This window comes from Streptomyces niveiscabiei, assembly GCF_033794345.1.
Lineage (GTDB): Bacteria > Actinomycetota > Actinomycetes > Streptomycetales > Streptomycetaceae > Streptomyces > Streptomyces niveiscabiei.
In genome coordinates this window covers 39,974-61,220 of sequence record NZ_JARAYJ010000008.1, presented here as the reverse complement: position 1 = coordinate 61,220, position 21,247 = coordinate 39,974, and the positions used below count along the sequence as shown (strand labels likewise).

The 21,247-nt window shown below is 72.6% G+C and carries 18 protein-coding genes; 10 read left to right on the top strand and 8 right to left on the bottom strand.

Annotated elements, in window-relative coordinates; genetic code table 11:
• Positions 1-240: 240 nt before the first annotated feature.
• From PV682_RS13390 to PV682_RS13380, 3 genes are read left to right on the top strand one after another with little or no spacing between them, the layout of a single operon-like run.
• Positions 241-2,049, top strand: coding sequence for an ABC transporter ATP-binding protein (locus PV682_RS13390; RefSeq protein WP_319729057.1), 1,809 nt, complete (start codon positions 241-243; stop codon positions 2,047-2,049).
• Positions 2,049-3,878 (top strand): ABC transporter ATP-binding protein, encoded by a 1,830-nt coding sequence (locus PV682_RS13385; protein WP_319729055.1) that lies wholly within the window; start codon positions 2,049-2,051, stop codon positions 3,876-3,878. The genes PV682_RS13390 and PV682_RS13385 overlap by 1 nt, the downstream gene beginning before the upstream one ends.
• Positions 3,879-3,889: 11 nt before the next feature.
• Positions 3,890-5,380 (top strand): class I adenylate-forming enzyme family protein, encoded by a 1,491-nt coding sequence (locus PV682_RS13380; protein WP_319729052.1) that lies wholly within the window; start codon positions 3,890-3,892, stop codon positions 5,378-5,380.
• A gap of 128 nt (positions 5,381-5,508) precedes the next feature.
• Here the strand turns inward: PV682_RS13380 and PV682_RS13375 are convergent, their stop codons facing one another.
• The gene (locus tag PV682_RS13375) at positions 5,509-6,474 is read right to left on the bottom strand and encodes a pirin family protein (protein ID WP_319729049.1); all 966 of its coding nucleotides are present in this window, start codon (positions 6,472-6,474) and stop codon (positions 5,509-5,511) included.
• 91 nt (positions 6,475-6,565) lie between these two features.
• Between PV682_RS13375 and PV682_RS13370 the strand changes: the two genes are divergently transcribed.
• Both PV682_RS13370 and PV682_RS13365 read left to right on the top strand, forming a co-directional pair.
• Positions 6,566-7,045, top strand: a complete 480-nt coding sequence (locus PV682_RS13370) for a MarR family winged helix-turn-helix transcriptional regulator (RefSeq protein ID WP_319729046.1) — start codon at positions 6,566-6,568, stop codon at positions 7,043-7,045.
• The gene (locus PV682_RS13365; RefSeq protein WP_319729044.1) at positions 7,042-7,470 is read left to right on the top strand and encodes a MarR family transcriptional regulator; all 429 of its coding nucleotides are present in this window, start codon (positions 7,042-7,044) and stop codon (positions 7,468-7,470) included. The genes PV682_RS13370 and PV682_RS13365 overlap by 4 nt, the downstream gene beginning before the upstream one ends.
• Positions 7,471-7,519: 49 nt before the next feature.
• Here the strand turns inward: PV682_RS13365 and PV682_RS13360 are convergent, their stop codons facing one another.
• Positions 7,520-8,911, bottom strand: a complete 1,392-nt coding sequence (locus PV682_RS13360; protein WP_319729042.1) for a PepSY-associated TM helix domain-containing protein — start codon at positions 8,909-8,911, stop codon at positions 7,520-7,522.
• A gap of 136 nt (positions 8,912-9,047) precedes the next feature.
• Between PV682_RS13360 and PV682_RS13355 the strand changes: the two genes are divergently transcribed.
• Entirely contained in the window at positions 9,048-9,686 is a 639-nt protein-coding gene (locus PV682_RS13355; protein WP_319729040.1) for a peptide deformylase, read from the top strand.
• A gap of 19 nt (positions 9,687-9,705) precedes the next feature.
• Here the strand turns inward: PV682_RS13355 and PV682_RS13350 are convergent, their stop codons facing one another.
• Entirely contained in the window at positions 9,706-11,112 is a 1,407-nt protein-coding gene (locus PV682_RS13350; RefSeq protein ID WP_319729038.1) for a dihydrolipoyl dehydrogenase family protein, read from the bottom strand.
• Here PV682_RS13350 and trxA point away from each other — a divergent pair.
• Positions 11,072-11,638 carry a thioredoxin gene (trxA, locus tag PV682_RS13345; protein WP_319729037.1) on the top strand — a complete coding sequence of 189 codons (567 nt, stop codon included), beginning with the start codon at positions 11,072-11,074 and terminating at the stop codon, positions 11,636-11,638. The two genes, PV682_RS13350 and trxA, sit on opposite strands and share 41 nt — an antisense overlap.
• Here trxA and PV682_RS13340 read toward each other — a convergent pair.
• From PV682_RS13340 to PV682_RS13330, 3 genes are all read right to left on the bottom strand, one after another.
• The gene (locus tag PV682_RS13340) at positions 11,635-13,065 is read right to left on the bottom strand and encodes a benzaldehyde dehydrogenase (protein WP_319729036.1); all 1,431 of its coding nucleotides are present in this window, start codon (positions 13,063-13,065) and stop codon (positions 11,635-11,637) included. The two genes, trxA and PV682_RS13340, sit on opposite strands and share 4 nt — an antisense overlap.
• A gap of 118 nt (positions 13,066-13,183) precedes the next feature.
• Complete coding sequence (locus PV682_RS13335; protein WP_319729035.1) at positions 13,184-14,224, bottom strand: LacI family DNA-binding transcriptional regulator; 1,041 nt, start codon at positions 14,222-14,224, stop codon at positions 13,184-13,186.
• Positions 14,225-14,379: 155 nt separating this feature from the next.
• Positions 14,380-15,045: a TetR/AcrR family transcriptional regulator gene (locus tag PV682_RS13330; protein WP_319729034.1), complete on the bottom strand. Its 666-nt coding sequence runs from the start codon at positions 15,043-15,045 to the stop codon at positions 14,380-14,382.
• A gap of 120 nt (positions 15,046-15,165) precedes the next feature.
• Between PV682_RS13330 and PV682_RS13325 the strand changes: the two genes are divergently transcribed.
• The gene (locus tag PV682_RS13325; protein ID WP_319729031.1) at positions 15,166-15,729 is read left to right on the top strand and encodes an NAD(P)H-dependent oxidoreductase; all 564 of its coding nucleotides are present in this window, start codon (positions 15,166-15,168) and stop codon (positions 15,727-15,729) included.
• Between the two features lie 60 nt (positions 15,730-15,789).
• On the opposite strand, the gene PV682_RS13320 is transcribed toward PV682_RS13325, so the two are convergent.
• Entirely contained in the window at positions 15,790-16,671 is an 882-nt protein-coding gene (locus PV682_RS13320) for an LLM class F420-dependent oxidoreductase (RefSeq protein WP_319729029.1), read from the bottom strand.
• Between the two features lie 225 nt (positions 16,672-16,896).
• Here PV682_RS13320 and PV682_RS13315 point away from each other — a divergent pair, with 225 nt between their 5' ends.
• Together PV682_RS13315 and helR are read left to right on the top strand one after the other, a co-directional pair.
• Positions 16,897-18,090, top strand: a complete 1,194-nt coding sequence (locus tag PV682_RS13315; protein WP_319729026.1) for a glycosyltransferase — start codon at positions 16,897-16,899, stop codon at positions 18,088-18,090.
• Between the two features lie 27 nt (positions 18,091-18,117).
• Positions 18,118-20,244, top strand: coding sequence for an RNA polymerase recycling motor ATPase HelR (gene helR, locus PV682_RS13310; protein WP_319729023.1), 2,127 nt, complete (start codon positions 18,118-18,120; stop codon positions 20,242-20,244).
• On the opposite strand, the gene PV682_RS13305 is transcribed toward helR, so the two are convergent.
• A complete protein-coding gene (locus PV682_RS13305) occupies positions 20,234-21,190 on the bottom strand; it encodes a TerC family protein (RefSeq protein ID WP_319729021.1) in 957 nt (318 codons plus the stop codon). The two genes, helR and PV682_RS13305, sit on opposite strands and share 11 nt — an antisense overlap.
• Between the last annotated feature and the right edge of the window lie 57 nt (positions 21,191-21,247).

Genomic DNA, 21,247 nt, shown 5'->3' with positions numbered 1-21,247 from the left:
CGCCACCCCGGCCGATGATTTAATTTTCAAGCCGCAGGTATTTTCGGACCCCGCGTACCGGGACTTTCGTTTCGGGGTGAAAACAAGTAGCTTCCGAGCTGCAGCGCACCCTCCCCGGGCCTCGGTCGCGCCATTCCGCCGTCCGCCGAGCCGAATTCGAAGGCGGGGCGGAAATCCCTGTGCGCCGTCCGCCGTGAAATTCATCGAGTCATGGCCGAAAACCCGCGGAGAGGAGCGCAGATGACCATGGAGAACCTTTCGGACGGAAAGAATCCGGCCGCCGGGGACGATGTGCCGCGCTGGCTGCTCGGGCAGATGCGACCCTTCGGGCCGTACATCGCCGTGTTCCTGCTGGGCAGTGTGGTCTGGCAGGCGCTGACCGCGGCGATCCCGCTGGTCACGGGGCTGGCTTTCGATGCCGTCCTGGCGGAGGACGCGGGCGAGGAAAGGTCCGGCTTCCACACCATCGCCGCGGTCCTCCTCGGGCTCGTCCTCGTCCGGGGCGTGTGCGGCATCGCCTCCACCTACTGTCTCGAGTCCTTCGCCAGCGGACTCGAACGCGACGCGCGCGCCGGGGTGTTCGCCAGCCTGCTGCGCAAGAACCAGGGGTACTTCAACCGGCGCCGGGTCGGTGACCTGTCCGCGCGGGCCACCGGGGACGCCGAGTCGCTGAACCTGATGGTGTCGCCCGGCTTCGACCTGGCGGTCGATCTCGCGCTGAACATCCTCATGCCGATCGTCTTCATCGCCCTGGTGGATCCCCGGCTGCTGGTGTCGCCCGTCGCCTTCGTCGTGCTGTTCGCGGTGGCTCTCGCCGAACACGGGCGGCGCCTCGAACCCGTCTCCGACCTCGCGCGGGAGCGTTTCGGCGCCATGACGGCCCAGGCGTCCGAGAGCGTCACCGGCGTCGAGGTGGTCGCCTCGACCAGCGGCGCCGACCGGGAACACGCCCGGTTCGCCGAACTGGCGAGGGCCTACCGGGACGCTTCCGTGCGCCAGGTCCGCGTCCAGGCACTGGCCCTGCCGCCGCTGCTGCTGGCCCTCGCCACCGTCGGCGCCCTCGTGCACGCCGTGCTCCTGCTGCGGGCGGGCTCGCTGACCATCGGCGAACTCGTCGCGGTCCTCGGGCTGATGGGCACCCTGCGCGGTCCCACCCAGCTGGCGTCCTTCAGCCTCGGGCTCATCCACCTCGGCCTGGCGGGGGCGCAGCGCATCAAGGAGGTCGTCGACGACCCCGACGACGAGGACGAGCGGGACGGCGGCCACCGCGCGACCGTCACGGGCGAGGTCGCCATGGAGCACGTCACCTTCGGTTACCGGCCGGGCGAGCCAGTGCTGCGCGACGTGTCGTTCTGCGTGCCTCCCGGCACTACCGTGGCCGTCGTCGGCGCCACCGGAAGCGGGAAGTCCACCCTGCTCCACCTGCTGAACCGCACCTACTCCCCGGACGAGGGGCGGGTTCTGATCGACGGTGTCGCCACCACGGGCTGGGACGTCGGAGCGCTGCGCGCGCAGATCTCGGTCGTCGAACAGGACGTCGTACTGTTCTCCCGCACGATCGCGGAGAACATCGGCCTCGGCGCGGGCGACGGCGCCGACCGCGCCCAACTGGAGGCCGCCGCCCGCATCGCGCAGGCGCACGACTTCATCACGGCGACCGAGGACGGCTACGACACCGTCATCGGCGAACGCGGTGCCACCCTTTCCGGCGGGCAGCGCCAGCGGCTCGCCATCGCCCGCGCGCTGGTCGCCGACCCCCGCGTGCTCGCCGTGGACGACGCGACCAGCGCCGTCGACAGCGCCACCGAGTACGAGGTGCAGCGCGCCATGCGGCAGGCGGCGAACGGGCGCACCACGTTCCTGGTCACGCCCCGGCTGTCCCGGGTCCGGGCGGCCGACCACATCCTCGTCCTGGACGCCGGCCGGATCGTCGGCCAGGGCACTCACGAACAGCTCATGCGGGGCTGCTCCCTGTACCGCCGGATCTTCGCGCCCTACCTGAGCGAACCGGCGCCCGCCGGCGCGGACGCCGAGAAGGAGAACCCCTGATGGCACTTCTGCTGGAGGGCATCGAACCGGACGGCTACGACCGCCGCTACGGTGACCGTGAGCTGGCCCGCCGCATCGCCCCCTACTTCCGGGGCAGGGGCGGGGCCGTGGCCTTCGTGACGCTCGCCGTGGTCATCGCCGCGACGGCGGGCAGCTCCGTGCCCCTGCTGCTGGCCCGGACCGTGGACTCGGCGCTGGAGGACGCGGGCGACCGGCACCTGGCCCTGCTGATCGGGGCCGTCCTCGTCTCGGGCGTCACCGCCTGGCTGCTCACCCTGCTCCAGGAGCGGGTGACCGGGACGCTGGCCGGTGACGTGGTGCTCCGGCTGCGGGAGCGGGCGTTCGCAGCGGCCATGCGCCAGGACATGGCGTTCCATGCCGCCCACCCGACAGGAGTGGTGGTGAGCCGCGTCACCAACGACACCCAGGCGTTCGCGACGCTGATCAGCCTGGTGCTCAGCCTGCTCGGGCAGGTGCTGATGATCGTGATCCTGCTGACCGCGCTCTTCGTGATCAACGTGCCGCTGGCGCTGGTGACGGCTCTGGTGGCCGCCGTCATCGTCGTCGTCAGCCTCGCTTTCCGGCGTGCGGCGCGCGGTGCCTCGCGCCGCCAGCAGCAGGCGCTCGCCGAGGTCAACGGATACGTCCAGGAGACGCTGCGGGGTGTCGCCGTGGCCCGCAACCACAGCCACCAGCGGTTTGCGCAGGCCGGCCTCGACGAGGTCAACCGCCGGTGGTTCTCGGCCAGCGTGCGGCTGAACCGGCTGTTCAGCGGCATCTTCCCGCTGCTGATCTCCCTCACCGGGCTGGGCACGGTCGCCGTGGTCCTGGTGGGCGGCCACGGCGTCGAAGCGGGCTCCGTGTCGCCGGGCGAGTGGGTGCTGTTCCTGGAGGCCCTGGCCCTGTTCTGGGCGCCGCTCACCAGCATCGCCTCGTTCTGGAGCCAGCTCCAGCAAGGACTGGCCGCCGGTGAGCGGGTCTTCGCGCTGGTCGACCGAGAGCCCGCCGTACGCCAGCGCGACCGGATCCCGGTGCCACGGCTGCGGGGCGAGATCACGCTGCGCGACGTCCGTTTCGGCTACGACGCCGCCCGTCCCGTGCTCAAGGGGGTGAACCTCACCGTCCCGGCGGGCCGGACCGTGGCGCTCGTGGGACACACCGGGGCCGGGAAGTCCAGCGTGGTGCGGCTGATCACGCGCGCGTACGAGTTCCAGGAGGGCCGGATCGAGATCGACGGCCTCGATGTGCGCACCCTGGACCTCGACCGGTACCGGCGCTGTCTCGGGGTGGTGACGCAGACGCCGTTCCTCTTCTCCGGAACGGTCGCCGACAACATCGCGCGGGGCCGTCCGGGTGCCGGGCGGGACGAGATCGAGGCGGCAGCGCGCTCGGTGGCGGGCGGCGACTGGCTGGCGCAGCTCCCGCAGGGCCTGGACACCCCGACCGACGACGGCGGACGCAATCTCTCCACCGGCCAGCGGCAGATCGTCGCCCTCGCCCGCGTCTTCCTCCAGGACGCGCCCGTCCTCGTTCTCGACGAGGCCACCGCCAGCATCGACCCACTGACGGAGGCGCAGATCCAGGAGGGTCTGGAAGCGCTCGCCGCGAACCGCACGACCGTCATCGTGGCCCACCGCCTGCCCACCGTGCGCAAGGCGGACACGATCGTCGTCGTCGACGACGGCCGCATCGTCGAGGAGGGCGACCACACGACCCTCCTGGCCCGGGGCGGCGCCTACCGCCGCCTCTACGACCGCTACTTCAGCCATCAGCGGCCCGACGCCGACCCCGCCGAGGTCACGCCGTACGCGCGAGCCTTGCGGGGCTGAGAGGAGAACCGATGTCCACCGCGTCCGATGTCCCCGCGACCCTCGCCGAACTGCTGGACAGCGCCGCCCGCGACGCCCCGCACGCCGTCGCCCTGCGCGGTGAGGATGCCGTCCTCACTTACGGCGAACTGCGCCGACGGGTATGGGCCGCCGCACGCCGTTTCCGCTCGTGCGGGCTCACCGGGCACGGCACGACGGGGCTTCTCCTGGAGAACACCCCCGACTGTGCCGTCGCCTTCCTCGCCGCCGCGCGGCTCGGGCTGCGCCTGGTCCCGCTGGAACCCGGCGTCTCGCGGGAGCGTCTGCTCGCCGTCCGGGACGAGGCAGGTTCCCTGTCCGTCGTGGGACGTTCGGCACAACTCAGCACGCTGGAAGGTTCCGGCTGTCTCCTCGTCCCCGTGGAGTTCCCCGCGGGGCCCCCGGACGACGCAGCCGACGCGGCCGACGAAGAGCCCTCCTCACCCCCGGCGCCCGACGCGGCGTTCCTCCACCAGTACACCTCCGGCTCGACCGGGGAGCCCAAGCAGGCCGTGCACACTCAGCGCAACCTCGTTCACGGCGGCGACATCTACACACGCGCCTACGGCATCACCGGAGAAGACCGCATCCTGCTCGCCGTCCCGCTGCCGCACTCCTTCGGAACGGTCGCCGGGCTGGTCACCGCGCTGCACGCCAGGGCACAGCTCGTCCTGCTCGGCCGCTTCACGCCCGCGCGACTCCTGCGGGCCCTGGAGGAGCACGCCTGCACCGTGCTGGTCGGCGCGCCCATGGTGTACGACCTGGTGATCCGCGCGGCCCCGTCGTCCGCACGCCCGTCATATGCGCTGCGGCTGTGCCTGTCCTCGGGAGCCGCGCTGCCGCCCGAGGTGGCGCGGCGGGCCGAGGAACAGCTCGGGACAGCCGTCCGGCAGGTGTACGGGTGCACCGAGGCCGGGGTCATCGCCGCGCAGCGGCCCGGGGAACCGGGGGTCGGCCGGCCCATGCCCGGTGTGCGGGTCCGGGTCGTCGACGAGCAGGGGCACGACGTGCCCCGGGGTGAGGCGGGTGCGCTGCTGGTGCGGACACCGGCGATGTTCACCCACTATCTCGGTCACCCCGAGGCCACACGGCGCGCGTTCCTCGACGGCTGGTACCGGACAGGCGATGTGGCCCGCCTCGGTCCCGAGGGGCATCTGTGTCTGGTCGGGCGCAAGGACACCTTCGTCAACGTCGGTGGCAGGAAGGTGAACCCTCTCGAAGTGGAGGAAGTGCTGCTCGCGCACCCGGCGGTCGTCGAGGCAGTGGTGTGGGGCGAGGCGAGCGACAGTGCCGGGGAGCGGGTGCGGGCCGCAGTCGTCGCCCGGGGGCCACTGGACGCGACGGAGCTGGCGTCGCACTGCCGCGCCCGGCTGCTGCCGTACCAGGTTCCCGCCGAGGTCCGCTTCGTGGCCTCGCTGCCGAAGAACTCCCTGGGCAAGGTCAGGCGTGCGGCGGCCCCCGGGCTGCCCGCCGTCGGCACCTGACGGAGTGTGGACGGCTTCCTTCCGGCTCCCTCCGACTCGGCCGTTCCTGGGAAACGATCAGCCGCAGGCTCGACTCCCGATCAGCGCCCCGTTCCACGGCGACGACGGACGCTCAGGCATTCCGGCAGTCAGCGCACCCGCCCCCGGGCCTTCAGCGGAGTCGTGGGCAGTTCGGGGGCGGGGAGCCGGTCGCCGTCGTAGCCCTTGACCTCGCCGAAGCGGGTGCCGGTCGTCCAGTCCGCGCGGGCCTGTTCGATCTCTTCCTGGGAGCGGCCGATCCAGTTCCAGAACATGACGAGTTCCTCCTCGAAGGGTTCGCCGCCCAGGAGCATCACGCTCGCGTCCGAGCCCGCCCGCAGCGGGAGTTCGGTGCGTCCGCAGCCGAGGTAGAGCATGGAGCCGGGCAGGACGGGGACGCCGTCGACGTGGGTCTCGCCGGACATCGCGAGGACCGCGTACTCGAAGCCGGGGTCGAGGGGGAGGCGGACGTCCGCGCCCTCGGTGAGGGTGAGGTCCGCGCCGGTGATGGGGGTGTAGGCGGTGCCCGGGGAGGCGGTGCCGTCGAGGGTGCCGAGGATCAGGGTCGCGGTCAGGCCGGGGGTGGTGACCTCGGGGAGCGTCGCGTGGTGCTCGAACCGCGGTTCCGTGTGGCGGTGCGCGTCGGGGAGCGCGACCCAGAGCTGGGCGCCGTGCAGGAGGCGGGCGTGGTCGCGGGGGCTCTCCTCGGAGTGGCTGATCGCGCGGCCCGAGGTCATGAGGCCCAGTTCGCGGGGGCGGATCGTCTGGAGGCTGCCGGTGGAGTCGCGGTGCAGGACCTCGCCCTCGTGCAGCCAGCTGACGGTCTGGAGGCCCATGTGGGGGTGCGGGGGGACCTGCATGCCGGGTTCGCCGGCGATGTCGTCGGGGCCGTAGTGGTCGATGAAGCACCAGGCGCCGACCATCCTGCGGCCCAGGTTCGGCAGCAGGCGGCGGACCTCGGTGGACCCGCCGAGCTGGACCCGGCGGGGGGTGAGGAGTTCGCGTACCGGTTCCGCTACGACGAATCCCCGGCCGCCGCAGACGGCGGGGGCCGGGGCCCGATCTAGGTTGCTCATGGGGTCAACCTAGCCCCGTGGGGCGGGTCTTGTCCGGCGGCTTCGCCCGGATGGTAGCCATGGACATAGTAGCCATGTACCGTATCGATCCATGAGCACCGGGAACGAACAGGCGACGCACGGCTCGCTGGTCTGGCGCCTCGCGGGCAAGTGGCGGGTCGCGGTGGACCGCGCGCTGGCCCCGCTGGGCCTGACGCACGCGCAGTACGTCGTCCTGGCCTCGCTGCACGGGATGCGGCGGGCGGGGGTACGGCCCAGCCAGCGCCGGCTCGCCGACCGGACGGGGCTCGAAGCGCTGTACGTCTCCAAGCTGGCGCGGGCCCTGGAGTCCGCCGGGCTGCTCTCACGGGAGAAGGACCCCCGCGACCCGCGCGCCATGCGGCTCACCCTCACGGAGGAGGGTGCCGCGGTGACCCGGCGCGCCATCGGGGTCGTGCGGGAGCTGCTCGACCAGCTGCTGGCGCCGCTCGGCGGGCAGGACAGCGCGCGGGCGACGGCCTTCGCGGACGACCTGCGCCTGCTGCTGGAGACACCCCTGACACTGTCCGACACCACTCGGGAGACGTCATGACCACTGTCGACGGCCGCATCATCGGCCTCGCCCACCACGCCGGACGCGCGGTCGCCGAGCGCGTCCTCGACCGGCACCGGCTCGGCTTCCTCGACCACCTCGCGCTGCGCGCGGCGCTCGACGCCGAGGAACCCTTCACACCGGACGACCTCGCGGCACGGCTCACCGGCGACCTCAAGAACGACCCCGCCGTGTCGAAGGAGGCGGTGACCGCCCTCGCCGCGCGCGGATACCTGGAGTTCTTCGACGGCCCGCACCTCCTGCGGCCCACCTTCGCCGGGCGCGCGCTCTTCGCGGCGGCCAGTGCGGAGATCGCGGAGGCGTCGGCGCGGATCTACGCCGGGCTCACGGAAGAGGAACTGGCCGTCGCGGGGCGGGTGCTGGAGGTCGTGACGCGACGCGCGAACACCGAACTGGAGGCATAGTCGGCGTAGGGCCCGGTTCCGTGCGTGGAACCGGGCCCCGTACGTGTCGTCAGGCCGCCGTCTTCTTCCTGCGGTGCGCGATCTCCCCCAGCACCACGTCCACGACGATGAACCCGGCGAGCGGAATCCCGAGCAGCGGGACGAAGTAGCCCAGCGCCGCGATCAGCGCCATGCCGGGTACGAGGAGGTACGGCGGGACCTCCGCCCACGCGCCCCTCGGGATCGGCCGCCCGAACGCCCTGCCCCGTCCGCGCTGCCACCACATCCGGTAGCCCAGCAGGATCATCGTGACCAGCGCGAGCGCGAGCAGCGCCAGCGCGATCTGGTTGACCAGGCCGAAGAGGATCCCGGTGTGCAGGTCGATGCCCCAGCGGGTCAGCTTCGCCAGCACCGGGTAGTCCGCGAACCTCACCGTGTCCGTGACCTGTCCCGTCCCCGGGTCCACGGCCACCGCGTCCTGCTTCTCCGGCCAGCTGCGCTGGATCTGCCGGACCACGTACGCCGACTCCGCGTCGGCCGGCGGCACGATCTCCACGGGGTCGCCGAGCCCCTTCGCCCGCGCCGCCGCGAGGACCTTGTCCAGGCCGACGCCGTGCTCGCCCGTGCCGCCCGCCGCCGAGGCGGAGCCGTGTCCGGCGTGCTCGCCGCCCGACGCCGCCGACGACACCGACGGGGTCGCCTGGCCGAGGGACGTGCGCAGTTGCGTGACGCTCTCGCCCGCGTACTTCGACCAGGTGAGGCCGGTCGCGGACAGGAACACGAAGCCGAGCGCCACCCAGACGCCCAGCGCGCCGTGCAGGCCCAGGGTGCGGCGGCGGCCACTCGTACCGCGCACCTTCCGCAGCGCCCTGCGCCGCGAGAACCACAGCACGACGCCGCCCAGCGCGATCACCCACAGCCAGCTCGCCGCGAACTCGCTGTACAGGCGGCCGTTCTCACCCAGCCTCAGGTCCCGGTGGAACTCGTCGATCCAGGTGCGGACCGGGAGGGCGCCCGTCGAGCCGTACTGCTCCAGGTCGCCCTTCACCTTCGCCGTGTACGGGTCCACGAACACGGCGAGCGTGTGCGTGGCCTCGACGCCCGGCACGCCGGACAGCAGGACGCGGGTCGTCGCGTCGTCCTTCGGCGAGGGCCTGACCGCCGAGACCGTGCCCTCCGGGTGCGCCTTGCGCGCCGCCGCGACCTGCTCCGCTATGGGGAGCTTCGACTCGCCCACCGGGACGGTGAGTTCATCGGCGTACACGATCTTCTCCACCTGGAACGAGGCGGCGTAGAGCAGGCCGGTCAGCGCGGAGACGAGCAGGAACGGGGCGACCAGGATTCCGGCGTAGAAGTGCAGCCGCAGGACGAGCGGACGCAGCGGCGCCCACGGGCCCCGCTTCTTGGGCGCCGGGTCCGCTGTCGGGGCGTCGTCCGTGGTGATCGGGGGAGCGGTGGACATCGGCGGGGTTCTCCGGGGGCTGGGGACGGGGACGGTCAGCTGTTGCGGTCCAGTAGTCGGGTGGCGGGGCCCACAAGTTCCCGCCGATTTCAGTGACCTGCGTCACACCCTGTCGCCCGCGTGGCATCCTGACCCGATGACACCCCCGAACACCCCCCTCACGGACCGGATCGAGCAACTCCTCGCCACGGACGGCCCGTTGCCGATCGTCGCGGCGGGCGACCCGGTCCTGCGCGCCGGCACACCCCGGTACGAGGGCCAGCTCGCCCCCTCCCTGCTGGCCCGCTTCGTCGAGGCCCTCCGCGCCACGATGCGCGCGGCCCCCGGAGTGGGCCTCGCCGCCCCCCAGGTCGGCGTCCCCCTGCGCATCGCGGTGATCGAGGACCCGGCGACGGTCCCGGAGGAGATCAAGGCGGCGAGGAGCCGCGCCCCCCAGCCGTTCCGGGTCCTGGTCAACCCCTCGTACGAAGGGGTGGGCCCCGGACGGGCCGCGTTCTACGAGGGCTGCCTGAGCGTCCCCGGCTACCAGGCGGTCGTCGCCCGCCACGCCGAGGTCCGTCTCAAGGGCGAGGACGAGACGGGCCGGATCGTCGACGAGGTCTTCTCGGGCTGGGCCGCGCGGATCGTCCAGCACGAGACGGACCACCTGGACGGCGGGCTGTACCTGGACCGGGCCGAGCTGAGGTCGCTGGCCGCGAACGAGGTGCTGGCGCGGAGGTGGGGGCAGGGGACGCCGAGGGAGGCGGCGCAGGGGCTGGGGTTCGCGTTGCCGTAGCCCCCAGCCGCCGGCCCCGCTACTGATCCCGGTACGCCTCCAGCAGCCGCAACCACACCTCGCTGACCGTCGGATAGGCCGGCACCGCATGCCACAGCCGGTCCACCGGCACGCGCCCGGCGATGGCGACCGTAGCCGAGTGGATCAGCTCCCCCACTCCGGGGCCCACGAAGGTCACCCCCCTGACGATCTCCTCCTCCAGGTCCACGACCATCCGCGCCCGCCCCCGGTAGCCCTCCGCGTACAGGCCGGCCCCCGCCACCGACGAGAGCTCCACGTCCACCGCGCGGACCCGGTGCCCGGCGGACTCCGCCTCGGCCAGGGTCAGGCCCGCCGAAGCCGCCTCCGGGTCCGTGAAGACGACCTGCGGGACGGCGTCATGGTCGGCGACCGCCCTGTGCGCGGGGCCCAGGGGGTCGCCCGCCGCCCTGGCCGTGATCGCCGCGCCCGCGATGCGGGCCTGGTACTTGCCCTGGTGGGTGAGGAGCGCGCGGTGGTTGGCGTCGCCCACCGCGTAGAGCCAGTCCACGCCGGTCACCTGGAGTGTGTCGTCCACGTCCAGCCACGTACCCGGCGTCAGGCCGACCGTCTCCAGGCCCAGGTCGTCCGTACGCGGCGCGCGGCCCGTCGCGAAGAGGATCTCGTCCGCCTCGATGACGTCCCCGGTGTCGAGGGCGACCCGTACCGTGCCGTCCTCGCGGCTCACCGACGCGACGGTCACCCCCGTACGGATCTCCGCCCCCGCCTCCGTGAGCGCCTCGGCGACCAGCTCGCCCGCGAAGGGCTCCATCCTCGGCAGCAGCCCCCCGCTCCCCCGCACCAGCACCGTCACCCGCGAGCCCAGCGCCTGATAGGCGGTGGCCATCTCGACCGCGACCACTCCCCCGCCGACGACGACCAGCCGCCCCGGCACGCTCTGCGAACTCGTCGCCTCGCGGCTGGTCCAGGGCCGCACCTCGGCGAGCCCCTCCAGATCTGGCAGGGCCGCCCGCGACCCCGTCGCGACGACCACGGCGTGCCGAGCGGTCAGGACCTTGTCACCGACCTGCACGGTCCGCTCACCGGCGAGGCGCCCGTGCCCCCGGTACAGCTCCGCCCCGATCCCCTCGACCCAGCCGACCTGCCCGTCGTCCTTCCAATGGGACGTGAAGGAGTCGCGGTTGGCGAGGACGGCGGGCACGTCGAGGGGCCCGGCGACGGCGGCGCGCAGCCCCGGCACCCGGCGCGCGTCCGCGCGGGCGATGACCGGCCGCAGCAGCGCTTTGCTCGGCATACAGGCCCAGTAGGAGCACTCGCCCCCGACGAGTTCGCTCTCGACGATCGCGGTGCTGAGGCCCGCCGCCCTCGTACGGTCGGCGACGTTCTCACCGACGGGTCCGGCGCCGATGACGATCACGTCGTACGCAAGGGTTTCCGATTCGCTCATGGGGCCCAGTCTGGTGGGTGGCGTACGCGGGGGCCACAGGGGTAGGGGCCCGGAATACCGATGCCCCGGGCCGTGTTTGCCGGGACGGACGCCCACGAGATCCCCACAGAAGAGGTTGGACACCATGAGCAGCACGGTCGAGCTCACCAAGGAGAACTTCGACAGCACGGTCACCGAGAACGAGTTCGTGCTGATCGACTTCTGGGCGGCGTGGTGCGGCCCGTGCCGCTCGTTCGCGCCGGTCTACGAGAAGGCGGCGGAGGCGAACCCGGACCTGGTGTTCGGGAAGATCGACACGGAGGCCCAGCCGGAGCTGGCGGCGGCGTTCGGGATCCAGTCGATCCCGACGCTGATGATCGTCCGTGACCAGGTCGCGGTGTTCGCGCAGCCGGGCGCGCTGCCCGAGGCGGCCCTGGCGGACGTGATCGGGCAGGCGCGCAAGCTGGACATGGACGAGGTCCGCAAGTCGATCGCTGAGCAGCAGGAGCAGCAGGGGCAGGGGCAGGACAAGCCCGCCGAGAGCTAGAACGGGTACTGCGCCGCGTCCCCGCGTACGGTCGTCCACCGCACGTCGGTGAACGCGTCGAGGTTCGCCTCGCCCCCGAAGCGCGCCCCGTTCCCGGACGCGGCGAGCCCTCCGAAGGGCGCGACGGCTTCGTCGTTCACGGTCTGGTCGTTGATGTGGACGATGCCGGTGGGGATGCGGGAGGCGAGGTCGAGGCCCCGGGCGACGTCGGGGGTGACGATGCCCAGGGAGAGGCCGTACGTGCTCGCGCCGGCGAGGGCGGCGGCCTCTTCGGCGGTGTCGAAGGGGCGTACGGGGGCGACGGGTCCGAAGACCTCCTCGGCGTAGGCGGGGGTGTTGTCGGTGACGTCGGCGAGGACGGTGGGCCGGTAGAAGCGCCCCTCGTGGGTGCCGCCCGCTGCGACCTTGGCCCCGGCGGAGACGCTCGCGGTGACCAGGCCGTGGACCTTGGCGAGCTGCCCGTCGTCGATGAGCGGCCCGAGGTGGACCTGTTCCCGGTGGGGGTCGCCGACGGCGAGGGAGTCGGCCCTGGCGGCGAGCCGGGCGACGTACTCGTCGTAGAGCGAGCGGTGGACGAGGTGGCGGCCGGTGGTCATGCAGATCTGGCCCTGGTGGAAGAAGGACCCCCAGGCGGCGGTGGAGATGACGGCGTCGAGGTCGGCGTCGTCGAGGACGATCAGCGCGGAGTTCCCGCCGAGTTCGAGGTGGACCCGCTTGAGGTGGCGCCCGGCGAGTTCGCCGACGGCGCGTCCGGCGCCGGTGGACCCGGTGAACGACAGGACGGGCACCCGGGGGTCGGCGACGAGCGCGGCCCCGGTCCCGGCGCCGCCCGGCAGCACGTGCAGCAGCCCGTCGGGGAGCCCCGCCTCGGCGAACACCGCCGCGAGGGCGTGTCCCCCGCAGACGGCGGTGCGCGGATCGGGTTTCAGCACGACGGCGTTGCCGAGCGCGAGCGCGGGCGCGACGGACCGGATGGAGAGGATCAGCGGCGCGTTGAAGGGCGCGATGACGCCGACGACGCCGGCGGGGACCCGGCGGGTGTAGGAGAGCCGGGGCTGTTCGCTGGGCAGGAGGTGCCCGGTGGGCCGGGAGGCGAGGGCGGCGGCCTCGTAGCACTCCTGGGCGGCGACGTGGAGTTCGAAGTCGGCCTTGCCGGGGACCGACCCGGACTCGCGGACGAGCCAGTCGCGCAGTTCGGGGGCGTGCGCGGTGAACAGGTCCCCGGCCTTGCGCAGGACGGCGGCGCGCGCGAAGTGGGGTGCGGCGGCCCAGTCGCGCTGGGCGGCGTGCGCGGCCTCGGTGGCGGTGGCGACGTCCGAGGGGCCGGCGAGGGTGACGGTGGCGAGCCGTTCGCCGGTGGCGGCTTCGACGACGGGGTGTTCCCCGCCGGGGTGGGTCAGCCAGGTCGAGGGGTCGAGCAGCGGCATGTCGGCTCTCCGTTCGGCGGCTCTGTACAGCAGCGGGCCCAATTGGTTGAGCGCGCAACAGCTTAGCCACGTCGAACAGAATCACGACGGCTCGTGACGCACATTCACAGCATCGAATTCAGCTGGACTCCCGTGCCACCAAGGCGACTTGGATGGCGTCCGCGTACTCGGCCTCGGTGCCGGGCGCGTGCACCGCGCGGTCGACGAGGTCGGCGAGGGCGGGCCCGCCGGGCAGCCGGATGGCGACGGAGGTGAGGCGGGGCCGGGACAGCCGCGCGATCAGGAGGTCGTCGGCGCCGACGAGGGAGACGTCCTCGGGGACGCGGACTCCCCTGTCCTGGAGGGCGCGCAGCAGCGGAAGGGCGTACTCGTCGTTGTAGGCGAACACTCCGTCGAGCCCGAAGTCCGGCCAGCGGGCGGCGAGTTCGGCGGCGGACTCCTCGGTGTGGGCCATCGGCAGCTCGGTGACCCCGGCGTCGGTCCCGGCCAGCTCCGCGCGCACGCCGGTCAGCCGGGGCGTGGAGAACATGTCCATCCCGCGTTCGACGGGGACGACGACACCGATCCGGCGTCGGCCGCGCTCGTACAGGTGCCGGGCGGCGAGGCGGCCGACGTCGGTGTGGTCGAGGATCAGCGTGTGGGCGCCCGGGACGGGTCCGGCGGCGAGGGCGACGACGGCCTTGGCTCCGGCGTGTTTCAGGACGGCGACGCCCTCGGCGCTGATGCCGGTGCCCGGCACCAGGACGGCGACCGGCCGCAGTTCGGCCCAGGCGCGCACGGCCTCCTGTCCGCGCAGCCCGCTGGCGCCGTACTGGACGACGGTGTAGCCGAGGTGGCTGAGCGACTGCTGGAGGTCGTGCACGAACTGGCTGTAGAGGGGGCCCGCGGCGACGGTCGGGGAGGGCATCAGCACCATGCGGCTGTGTCCGGCGCGCAGACTGCGGGCGGCGGCGTGCGGGACGTACCCCAGTTCGCGGGCGGCGTCGTGGACGCGGCGGCGGGTGGGTTCGCTGATCCGGACCGCGCTGGTGTTGTTCAGGACGTAGGAGACGGTCGCCCGGGAGACTCCGGCGAGGCGGGCGACATCGGCGCTGGTGGGCACGGGCCGCGGCGCGGGCGGCACGGGCGTTCTGGGTATCTGCACCATGACGTACGGCATCTTGGCAGACCCGGCGCGCGCGGCGGCCGGAGGGGGGCAAGGGGAATTCAGGACGACGTCTTTCCGGCCGGTCGGGACCCCCTGTGACCAGGGTCTCAGGGGCGTGACGAGACCTTCGTCACACAGTGTTTCCGCAGGCTCGGGCGGCACCCGCCTCAGGAGTCGCAGGGGGTGCGCGTCACCCGGTCCACCAGGTCGCTCCAGCCCGCTTCGAGCCGCTCCACGGGCTCGCCGCACTGGCGGACCATGTGGTGCACGAACGGCGGGCTCAGGTACCCCAGGAGCGCGTGGGCCAGCAGGACGTGGTCGGCTTCGGGGACGCACTGGCGCAGCAGCATCACGACGTGGCTGTGCAGGAAGCGGCCGGCGCCGATGGCGTACCGGCGTTCGGCGGGGGCCTCGGCGGCGATCTGGAGGTCGAGGTGGTCGAGGGTGGTGCGCAGCAGTTCGCGGCCGAAGGCGTGGAGCCGCTCGACGGGGGGAGCGCCGGGGCCGAGCGGCGGGGGACCTGACATGAACGCGGTCTGGAACTTGCGCGCGGAGTGGTCGAGGAGTGCGGTGAGGAGGCCGGTGCGGTCGCCGAAGCGGCGGAAGACGGTGCCCTTGCCGACGTTCGCCTCGACGGCGACGGCCTCCATCGTGACGCCGGCCGCGCCGTGCTCGGCGACGAGTCTGGCCGCGGCGTCGAGCAGGCGGGCGCGGTTGCGCGCGGCGTCCGCCCGCAGGCACGGCTCGGACTCCGGCTGTCCGAGCTGGAGGAGTTCGGGGGCGGCGGAGGAGTCGTCCGAAGGGCTCACGAAGGGGGGCAGAAGGGCGGACATGAACTCAGCGTAAAGCACCGGGAATGGAACTGGACCCTGGTCCGGTTAGAGTGGTAGAACCTTAAACGGACCTCGGTCCGGATCTCCACACAGCATCGTTCCGTCCTTCTGGGAGTACCCATGTCTGTCCGTATCCTGGCGCTCGTCGGCAGCCTCCGCGCCGGCTCGACCAACCGTCAGCTCGCCGAGGCCGCCGTCAAGATCGCTCCCGAGGGCGCCGAGGTCGTGCTGTTCGAGGGCCTCGCCGACGTGCCGTTCTACAACGAGGACATCGACGTCGAGGGCAACGTGCCGGCCGCCGCCGCGAAGCTGCGCGAGGCCGCCGGCTCCGCCGACGCCTTCCTGCTCTTCTCGCCCGAGTACAACGGCACGATCCCGGCCGTCCTGAAGAACGCCATCGACTGGCTGTCCCGCCCGTACGGCGCCGGCGCCTTCACCGGCAAGCCCGCCGCCGTGGTCGGCACCGCCTTCGGCCAGTTCGGCGGTGTCTGGGCGCAGGACGAGGCCCGCAAGGCCGTCGGCATCGCCGGCGGCAAGGTCCTGGAGGACGCCAAGCTCTCCATCCCCGGCTCCCTGACCCGCTTCGCCGAGACCCACCCGTCGGACGACGCCGAGGTCGTGGCCCAGCTGACCGAGGTCGTCAACACCCTGCACGGCCACGCGACGGAGCCCGCCGCCGCCTGACGCACCCAGCAGCGCCGACAGGGCCGGAGCCTTCCGGAAGAGGCTCCGGCCCTCGCGCGTTCAGTCCAGCTCCGCCAGCCGGGGCGCGACCCGCCCCACGAACCCCTCGATCCACCCGGCCGGGTTCCCGGTCGTCGGCCCGAGGATCACCGTGTCGATGCCGAGCTTCCCGTACCCCGCGATGTCCGCGAGGAACGCCTCGGCGTCGCCCTCGCCCGCCGCGCCGCCCATGTACGTGATCGTCTTGGTGATCGCGTCGTAGTCCCGGCCCTCGGTCTCGCAGTGCCCGCGCAGCACCTCCAGCTTGTGGCGCACGGACTCGGGGGAGGAGGCGAAGAGGTTGCAGGCGTCGCCGTACCGGGCCACCAGCCGCAGCGTCTTCTTCTCGCCCTCGCCGCCGATGAGGATCTCGGGGTGCGGGGCGCTGACCGGCGCGGGGACGCAGAGGGTCTCGGCGAGCCGGTAGTGCCGTCCCTCGAAGGGGCCGTTGTTCTCGGGGTCCCACATCTGGAGGGTGATCCGCAGCGTCTCCTCCAGCCGCTCGAACCGCTCGGCGACCGCCGGGTACGGCACGCCGAGGCCCGCGTGCTCGCGGTCGTACCAGGCCGCGCCGATCCCCAGCCAGGCCCGGCCGCCGGAGAGGACGTCGAGGGTGGTGACGATCTTCGCGAGGAGCCCGGGGTGGCGGTAGGTGACGCCGGTGACGAGCGCGCCCAGCTTGACCGTGGAGGTGTGCGCCGCGAGGAAGCCGAGCGTCGTGTACGCCTCCAGCATCGGGTCCTCGGCGCCGCCGTTGAACTCCATCTGGAAGTAGTGGTCCATCACCGACAGGCGGCTGACCCCGGCCGCCTCCGCCGCGGCTGCCGCCGTGGCGAGTTCGGCGCCGAGCGCGCCGCCGCCCTCGGGATGGTCGAAACGATTGATGTGCACACCGACACGCATGGGCCGTCTCCTGCTCACCGGACGATCTTCTGGCACATCCGACGCTATGACTTCGAGCGCTCTCGAAGTCAAGACAGGAGCAGGGCAGCAAAAAGGCAAGGAGCCCAACGGCTTTCCTTGCCATGCTCAAGTTATAACGCATGGGGGGCCTTGCGGCAAGGCCCCCTCCGTCCCGCACAATCACCGACCTGACCTGTTCCACCTGCGTATCTGGGGGTTGTGGGAATGCGTGTGCTGTTGATGTCGTACGGGTCGCGCGGAGACGTCGAGCCGCTCGCCGCCGTCGCCGCGCGGCTGCGGGCGCGGGGCGCCGAGGTCCGGGTGTGCGTACCGCCGGACGAGGAATTCGCGCGGCTGCTGGAAGCCGTCGGCGCCGAAGTCGTGCCGTTCGGGATGTCGGTGCGGGCCCTGGTGTCGGGCCCGGGGCGGCCGGACCCCTTCGCGACGGCGAAGGCGCTGGTCGCCGAGCACTTCGAGACGGTCGGCGCGGCGGCCGAGGGCTGTGACGTGCTGCTCGCGACGGGGCTGCTGCCCGCCGGGGCGCGGTCGGTGGCCGAGCTGAACGGGATCCCGTACGTGTTCGCGCTGTTCCAGCCGACCTCGATCCCGTCCCCCGACTACCCGCCGCTGCCGCGTCCGGGCAAGCCGTTCCCGCCGGACGAGAAGGACAACATGGTCCTGTGGGGCCTGGACGGCGAGAAGGTGAACGCCCTGTACGGGGAGGCCCTGAACACCCACCGCGCCGCGCGCGGCCTGCCGCCCGTGGCGAACGTCCGCGACCACGTCTTCACCGACCGCCCCTGGCTCGCCGCCGACGAGACGCTCGCCCCGACGGACCGCGCTGTCGTCCACACCGGCGCGTGGGTCCTGCCCGACGGCCGCCCGCTCCCGGCCGACGTGACGGAGTTCCTGGCGGCCGGGGAGCCGCCCGTGTACGTCGGTTTCGGCAGCATGGCCCTGAAGGACGCGTCCGCCGAGGTCGCCCGCGCGGCCGTCGCCGCGGTGCGCTCCCAGGGCCGCCGGGTGCTGCTCGCGCGCGGCTGGGCCGAACTGGCGCCGGTCGACGGCCGGCCCGACTGCCACGTCGTCGGCGAGATCAACCACCAGGCCCTGTTCCGCCGGGTCGCGGCCGTCGTCCACCACGGGGGCGCCGGTACGACCACGACGTCCGCGCTCGCCGGGGTGCCGCAGGTCGTCGTCCCGCAGATCGTGGACCAGCCCTACTGGGGTTCCCGGGTCGCGGCGCTGGGCATCGGGGCCGCGCACGACGGTCCCGTACCGACGTACGAGACCCTGTCGGCGGCGCTCGGGATCGCGCTCGCGCCCGAGACGGCCGTGCGGGCGAAGGCCGTCGCCGAGACGGTGCGGGCGGACGGGGCGGACGTCGCCGCGAAGCTGCTGATCGATGTGGCGGGCTGAGCCACGGAACAACGTACGGAGTCATTGATGAACCCCCTCACCACCAGCGCCTTCGACCTGCCGGAGCGGCTGGCCGCGAAGGCCGACCCGGCGCTGGTCGCCGAGGACGAGCGGCATTTCGCGGCCGTCGCCGAGAGCCTGAAGGCGTCGATCGCTCAGACCTCGCGGCTGTTGGACGCCGAGCTGAAGGCGCCCGGCGGGAGCGGGCAGGCCGCCATGGACCGGGACATCGAGGTGCACCGGCTCGGCGGGCGGCTGCGCACCCTGCGCCGGTTCGGGCTCGACCTGTGCCTCGGCCGGATGGTCACCGAGGAGGGGATCGTGTACGTCGGGCGGCTCGGGCTGACCGGCGAGGACGGGCGGCGGCTGCTGATCGACTGGCGCTCCCCCGCCGCCGAGCCGTTCTTCGCGGCGACCCACGCGAACCCGATGGGCCTGCTCTCGCGGCGCCGCTACCGCTGGACCGGCGGGCGCGTCTCCGACTACTGGGACGAGGTGTTCACCGCCGACGGCCTCGAACAGGGCGTCGCGCTCGACGACCAGTCCGCGTTCGTCGCCTCGCTGGGCTCGGGCCGCTCGGAGCGGATGCGGGACGTCCTCGCGACCATCCAGGCCGACCAGGACGCGATCATCCGCGCCGGTTCGCGCGGCGCGCTCGTCGTGGACGGCGGTCCCGGCACCGGCAAGACGGTCGTCGCCCTGCACCGCACGGCGCACCTGCTGTACGCCGACCCGCGGCTCGGGCACCGGCGCGGCGGCGTCCTGTTCGTCGGCCCGCACCGGCCCTACCTGGACTACGTCTCCGACGTGCTGCCGAGCCTCGGCGAGGAGGGCGTGCAGACGTGCATCGTGCGCGACCTGGTCGCCGAGGGCGCGACGGCGAAGCCCGAGGGCGACCCGGAGGTGGCCCGCCTCAAGGAGTCGGCGCGGCTGGTGCGGGCCGTCGAGCGGGCGGTGCGGTTCTACGAGGAGCCGCCCGCCGAGGGCATGACCCTCGCCGTCGACCGTGTCCTGCTGCCGCTGACCGCCGGCGACTGGGCGGAGGCGTTCGACGCCGTCGAGCCCGGCACCCCGCACAACGAGGGCCGCGAGGAGGTGTGGGCGAAGCTCGTCGAGATCCTCTGGGACAAGTACGAGGGCGACCTCTCGCCCCAGCTGTTCCAGCGGATGCTGCGCCAGATCGAGCCGCTGACCTCGGCGCTGTCCCAGGCGTGGCCGCTGATCGAGGCGGCCGACCTGGTCGGCGACCTGTGGACGGTCCCGGCGTACCTGAGGCTGGCCGCGCCCTGGCTGGCCCCCGACGAGGTACGGCGCCTCCAGCGCGCGGACGCGCACGCGTGGACCGTGTCCGACCTGCCCTACCTCGACGCCGCCCGGCAGCGGCTCGGCGACCCGGGCGCGTCCCGGCGCAGGCGGCGTCAGGAGGCCGAGGCCGCCGCCGAGCGGGAGTACCGGGCCCAGGTCACGGAGAACCTCCAGCGCGGCGACGACGACTGGGAGGGCATGCTGATGTCCATGCTCACCGGCCAGGACCTCCAGAACTCCCTGGCCACCCCGCAGGCGCCGGTCGTCGAACCCGACCTGCTCGCCGGTCCCTTCGCGCACATCGTCGTCGACGAGGCGCAGGAACTCACCGACGCCGAGTGGCAGATGCTGCTCCTGCGCTGCCCGTCGCGCAGCTTCACCATCGTCGGGGACCGGGCGCAGACGCGGCGCGGGTTCACCGAGTCGTGGCAGGAGCGTCTTGAGCGGGTCGGGTTCGACCGGGTCGCCCTGTCCTCCCTGAGCGTCAACTACCGGACGCCGGAGGAGATCATGGCGGAGGCCGAGCCGGTGATCCGCGCGGTGCTGCCGGACGCGAACGTGCCGACGTCCGTGCGGAGTTCGGGGGTGCCGGTCTCCTACGGCGCGGTGTCGGAGCTGGAGCCGGTGGTCGGCGCGTGGCTCGCCGGGCACGACGAGGGGACGGCCTGCGTCATCGGGGCGCCCTCGTACGCCGGGGACGGCGGGCGGGTGCGGTCGCTGTCGCCGGAGCTGGTGAAGGGGCTGGAGTTCGACCTCGTCGTCCTCGTGGACCCCGAGCGGTTCGGCGCGGTCGACCACTATGTGGCGATGACGCGGGCCACCCGGCAGCTCGTCGTGCTCAGTTCGTGAGCTCCCGCCTCTTCGACGCGCGCAGGCTCGTGTACGTCGTCACCGCGAGGACCAGGACGATGAACCCGAGGGAGAAGGGGATGCTGATCTCGGGGACGTGCACGCCGGACTCGTGCAGCGCGTGCAGGAACAGCTTCACGCCGATGAAGCCGAGGATGATCGACAGGCCGTAGCTGAGGTGCACCAGCTTCTTCAGCAGGCCGCCGATCAGGAAGTACAGCTGGCGCAGGCCCATCAGCGCGAACGCGTTGGCGGTGAACACGATGTACGGGTCGTCGGTCAGGCCGTAGATCGCGGGGATGGAGTCGAGGGCGAACAGGATGTCCGTCGAGCCGATGGCGAGCATCACGACCAGCATCGGGGTCATGACCCTCTTGCCGTTCTGCTCGATCCAGAGCTTGGTGCCGTGGTAGCGGTCGGCGACGCCGAAGCGCTCCTCGACCATCTTGAGCATCTTGCTCTCCTCGTACTCCTCCTCGCCGTGCCCGCCCTTGCGGGCGTCCTGCACGAGCTTCCAGGCGGTCCAGATCAGGAAGGCGCCGAAGATGTAGAACACCCACGAGAACGCGGAGATGATCGCCGCGCCGGCCGCGATGAAGCCGGCGCGCAGCACCAGCGCCACCAGGACGCCGACCATCAGCACCCGCTGCTGGTACTGCGGCGGCACCGCGAACTTGGACATGATCAGGACGAAGACGAAGAGGTTGTCGACGCTGAGGGACTTCTCCGTGATGTACCCGGCGAAGAACTCGCCCGCGGACTGGCCGCCGCCGTAGATCCAGACGCCCACGCCGAACAGGACCGCGAGCACCACCCACACGACCGTCCAGGTCCCGGCCTCCTTCAGGGAGACCTCGTGCGGTTTTCTGCCGATGAAGAAGTCGACGGCGACCAGGACGCACAGGGCGGCCACGGTCACCAGCCAGACGGTCAGGGTGACGTTCACGGGTTCGGTACTCCTGTTTGGCTGTGGGGGGCTGTGGGGATTGGCCATGATCCTTCA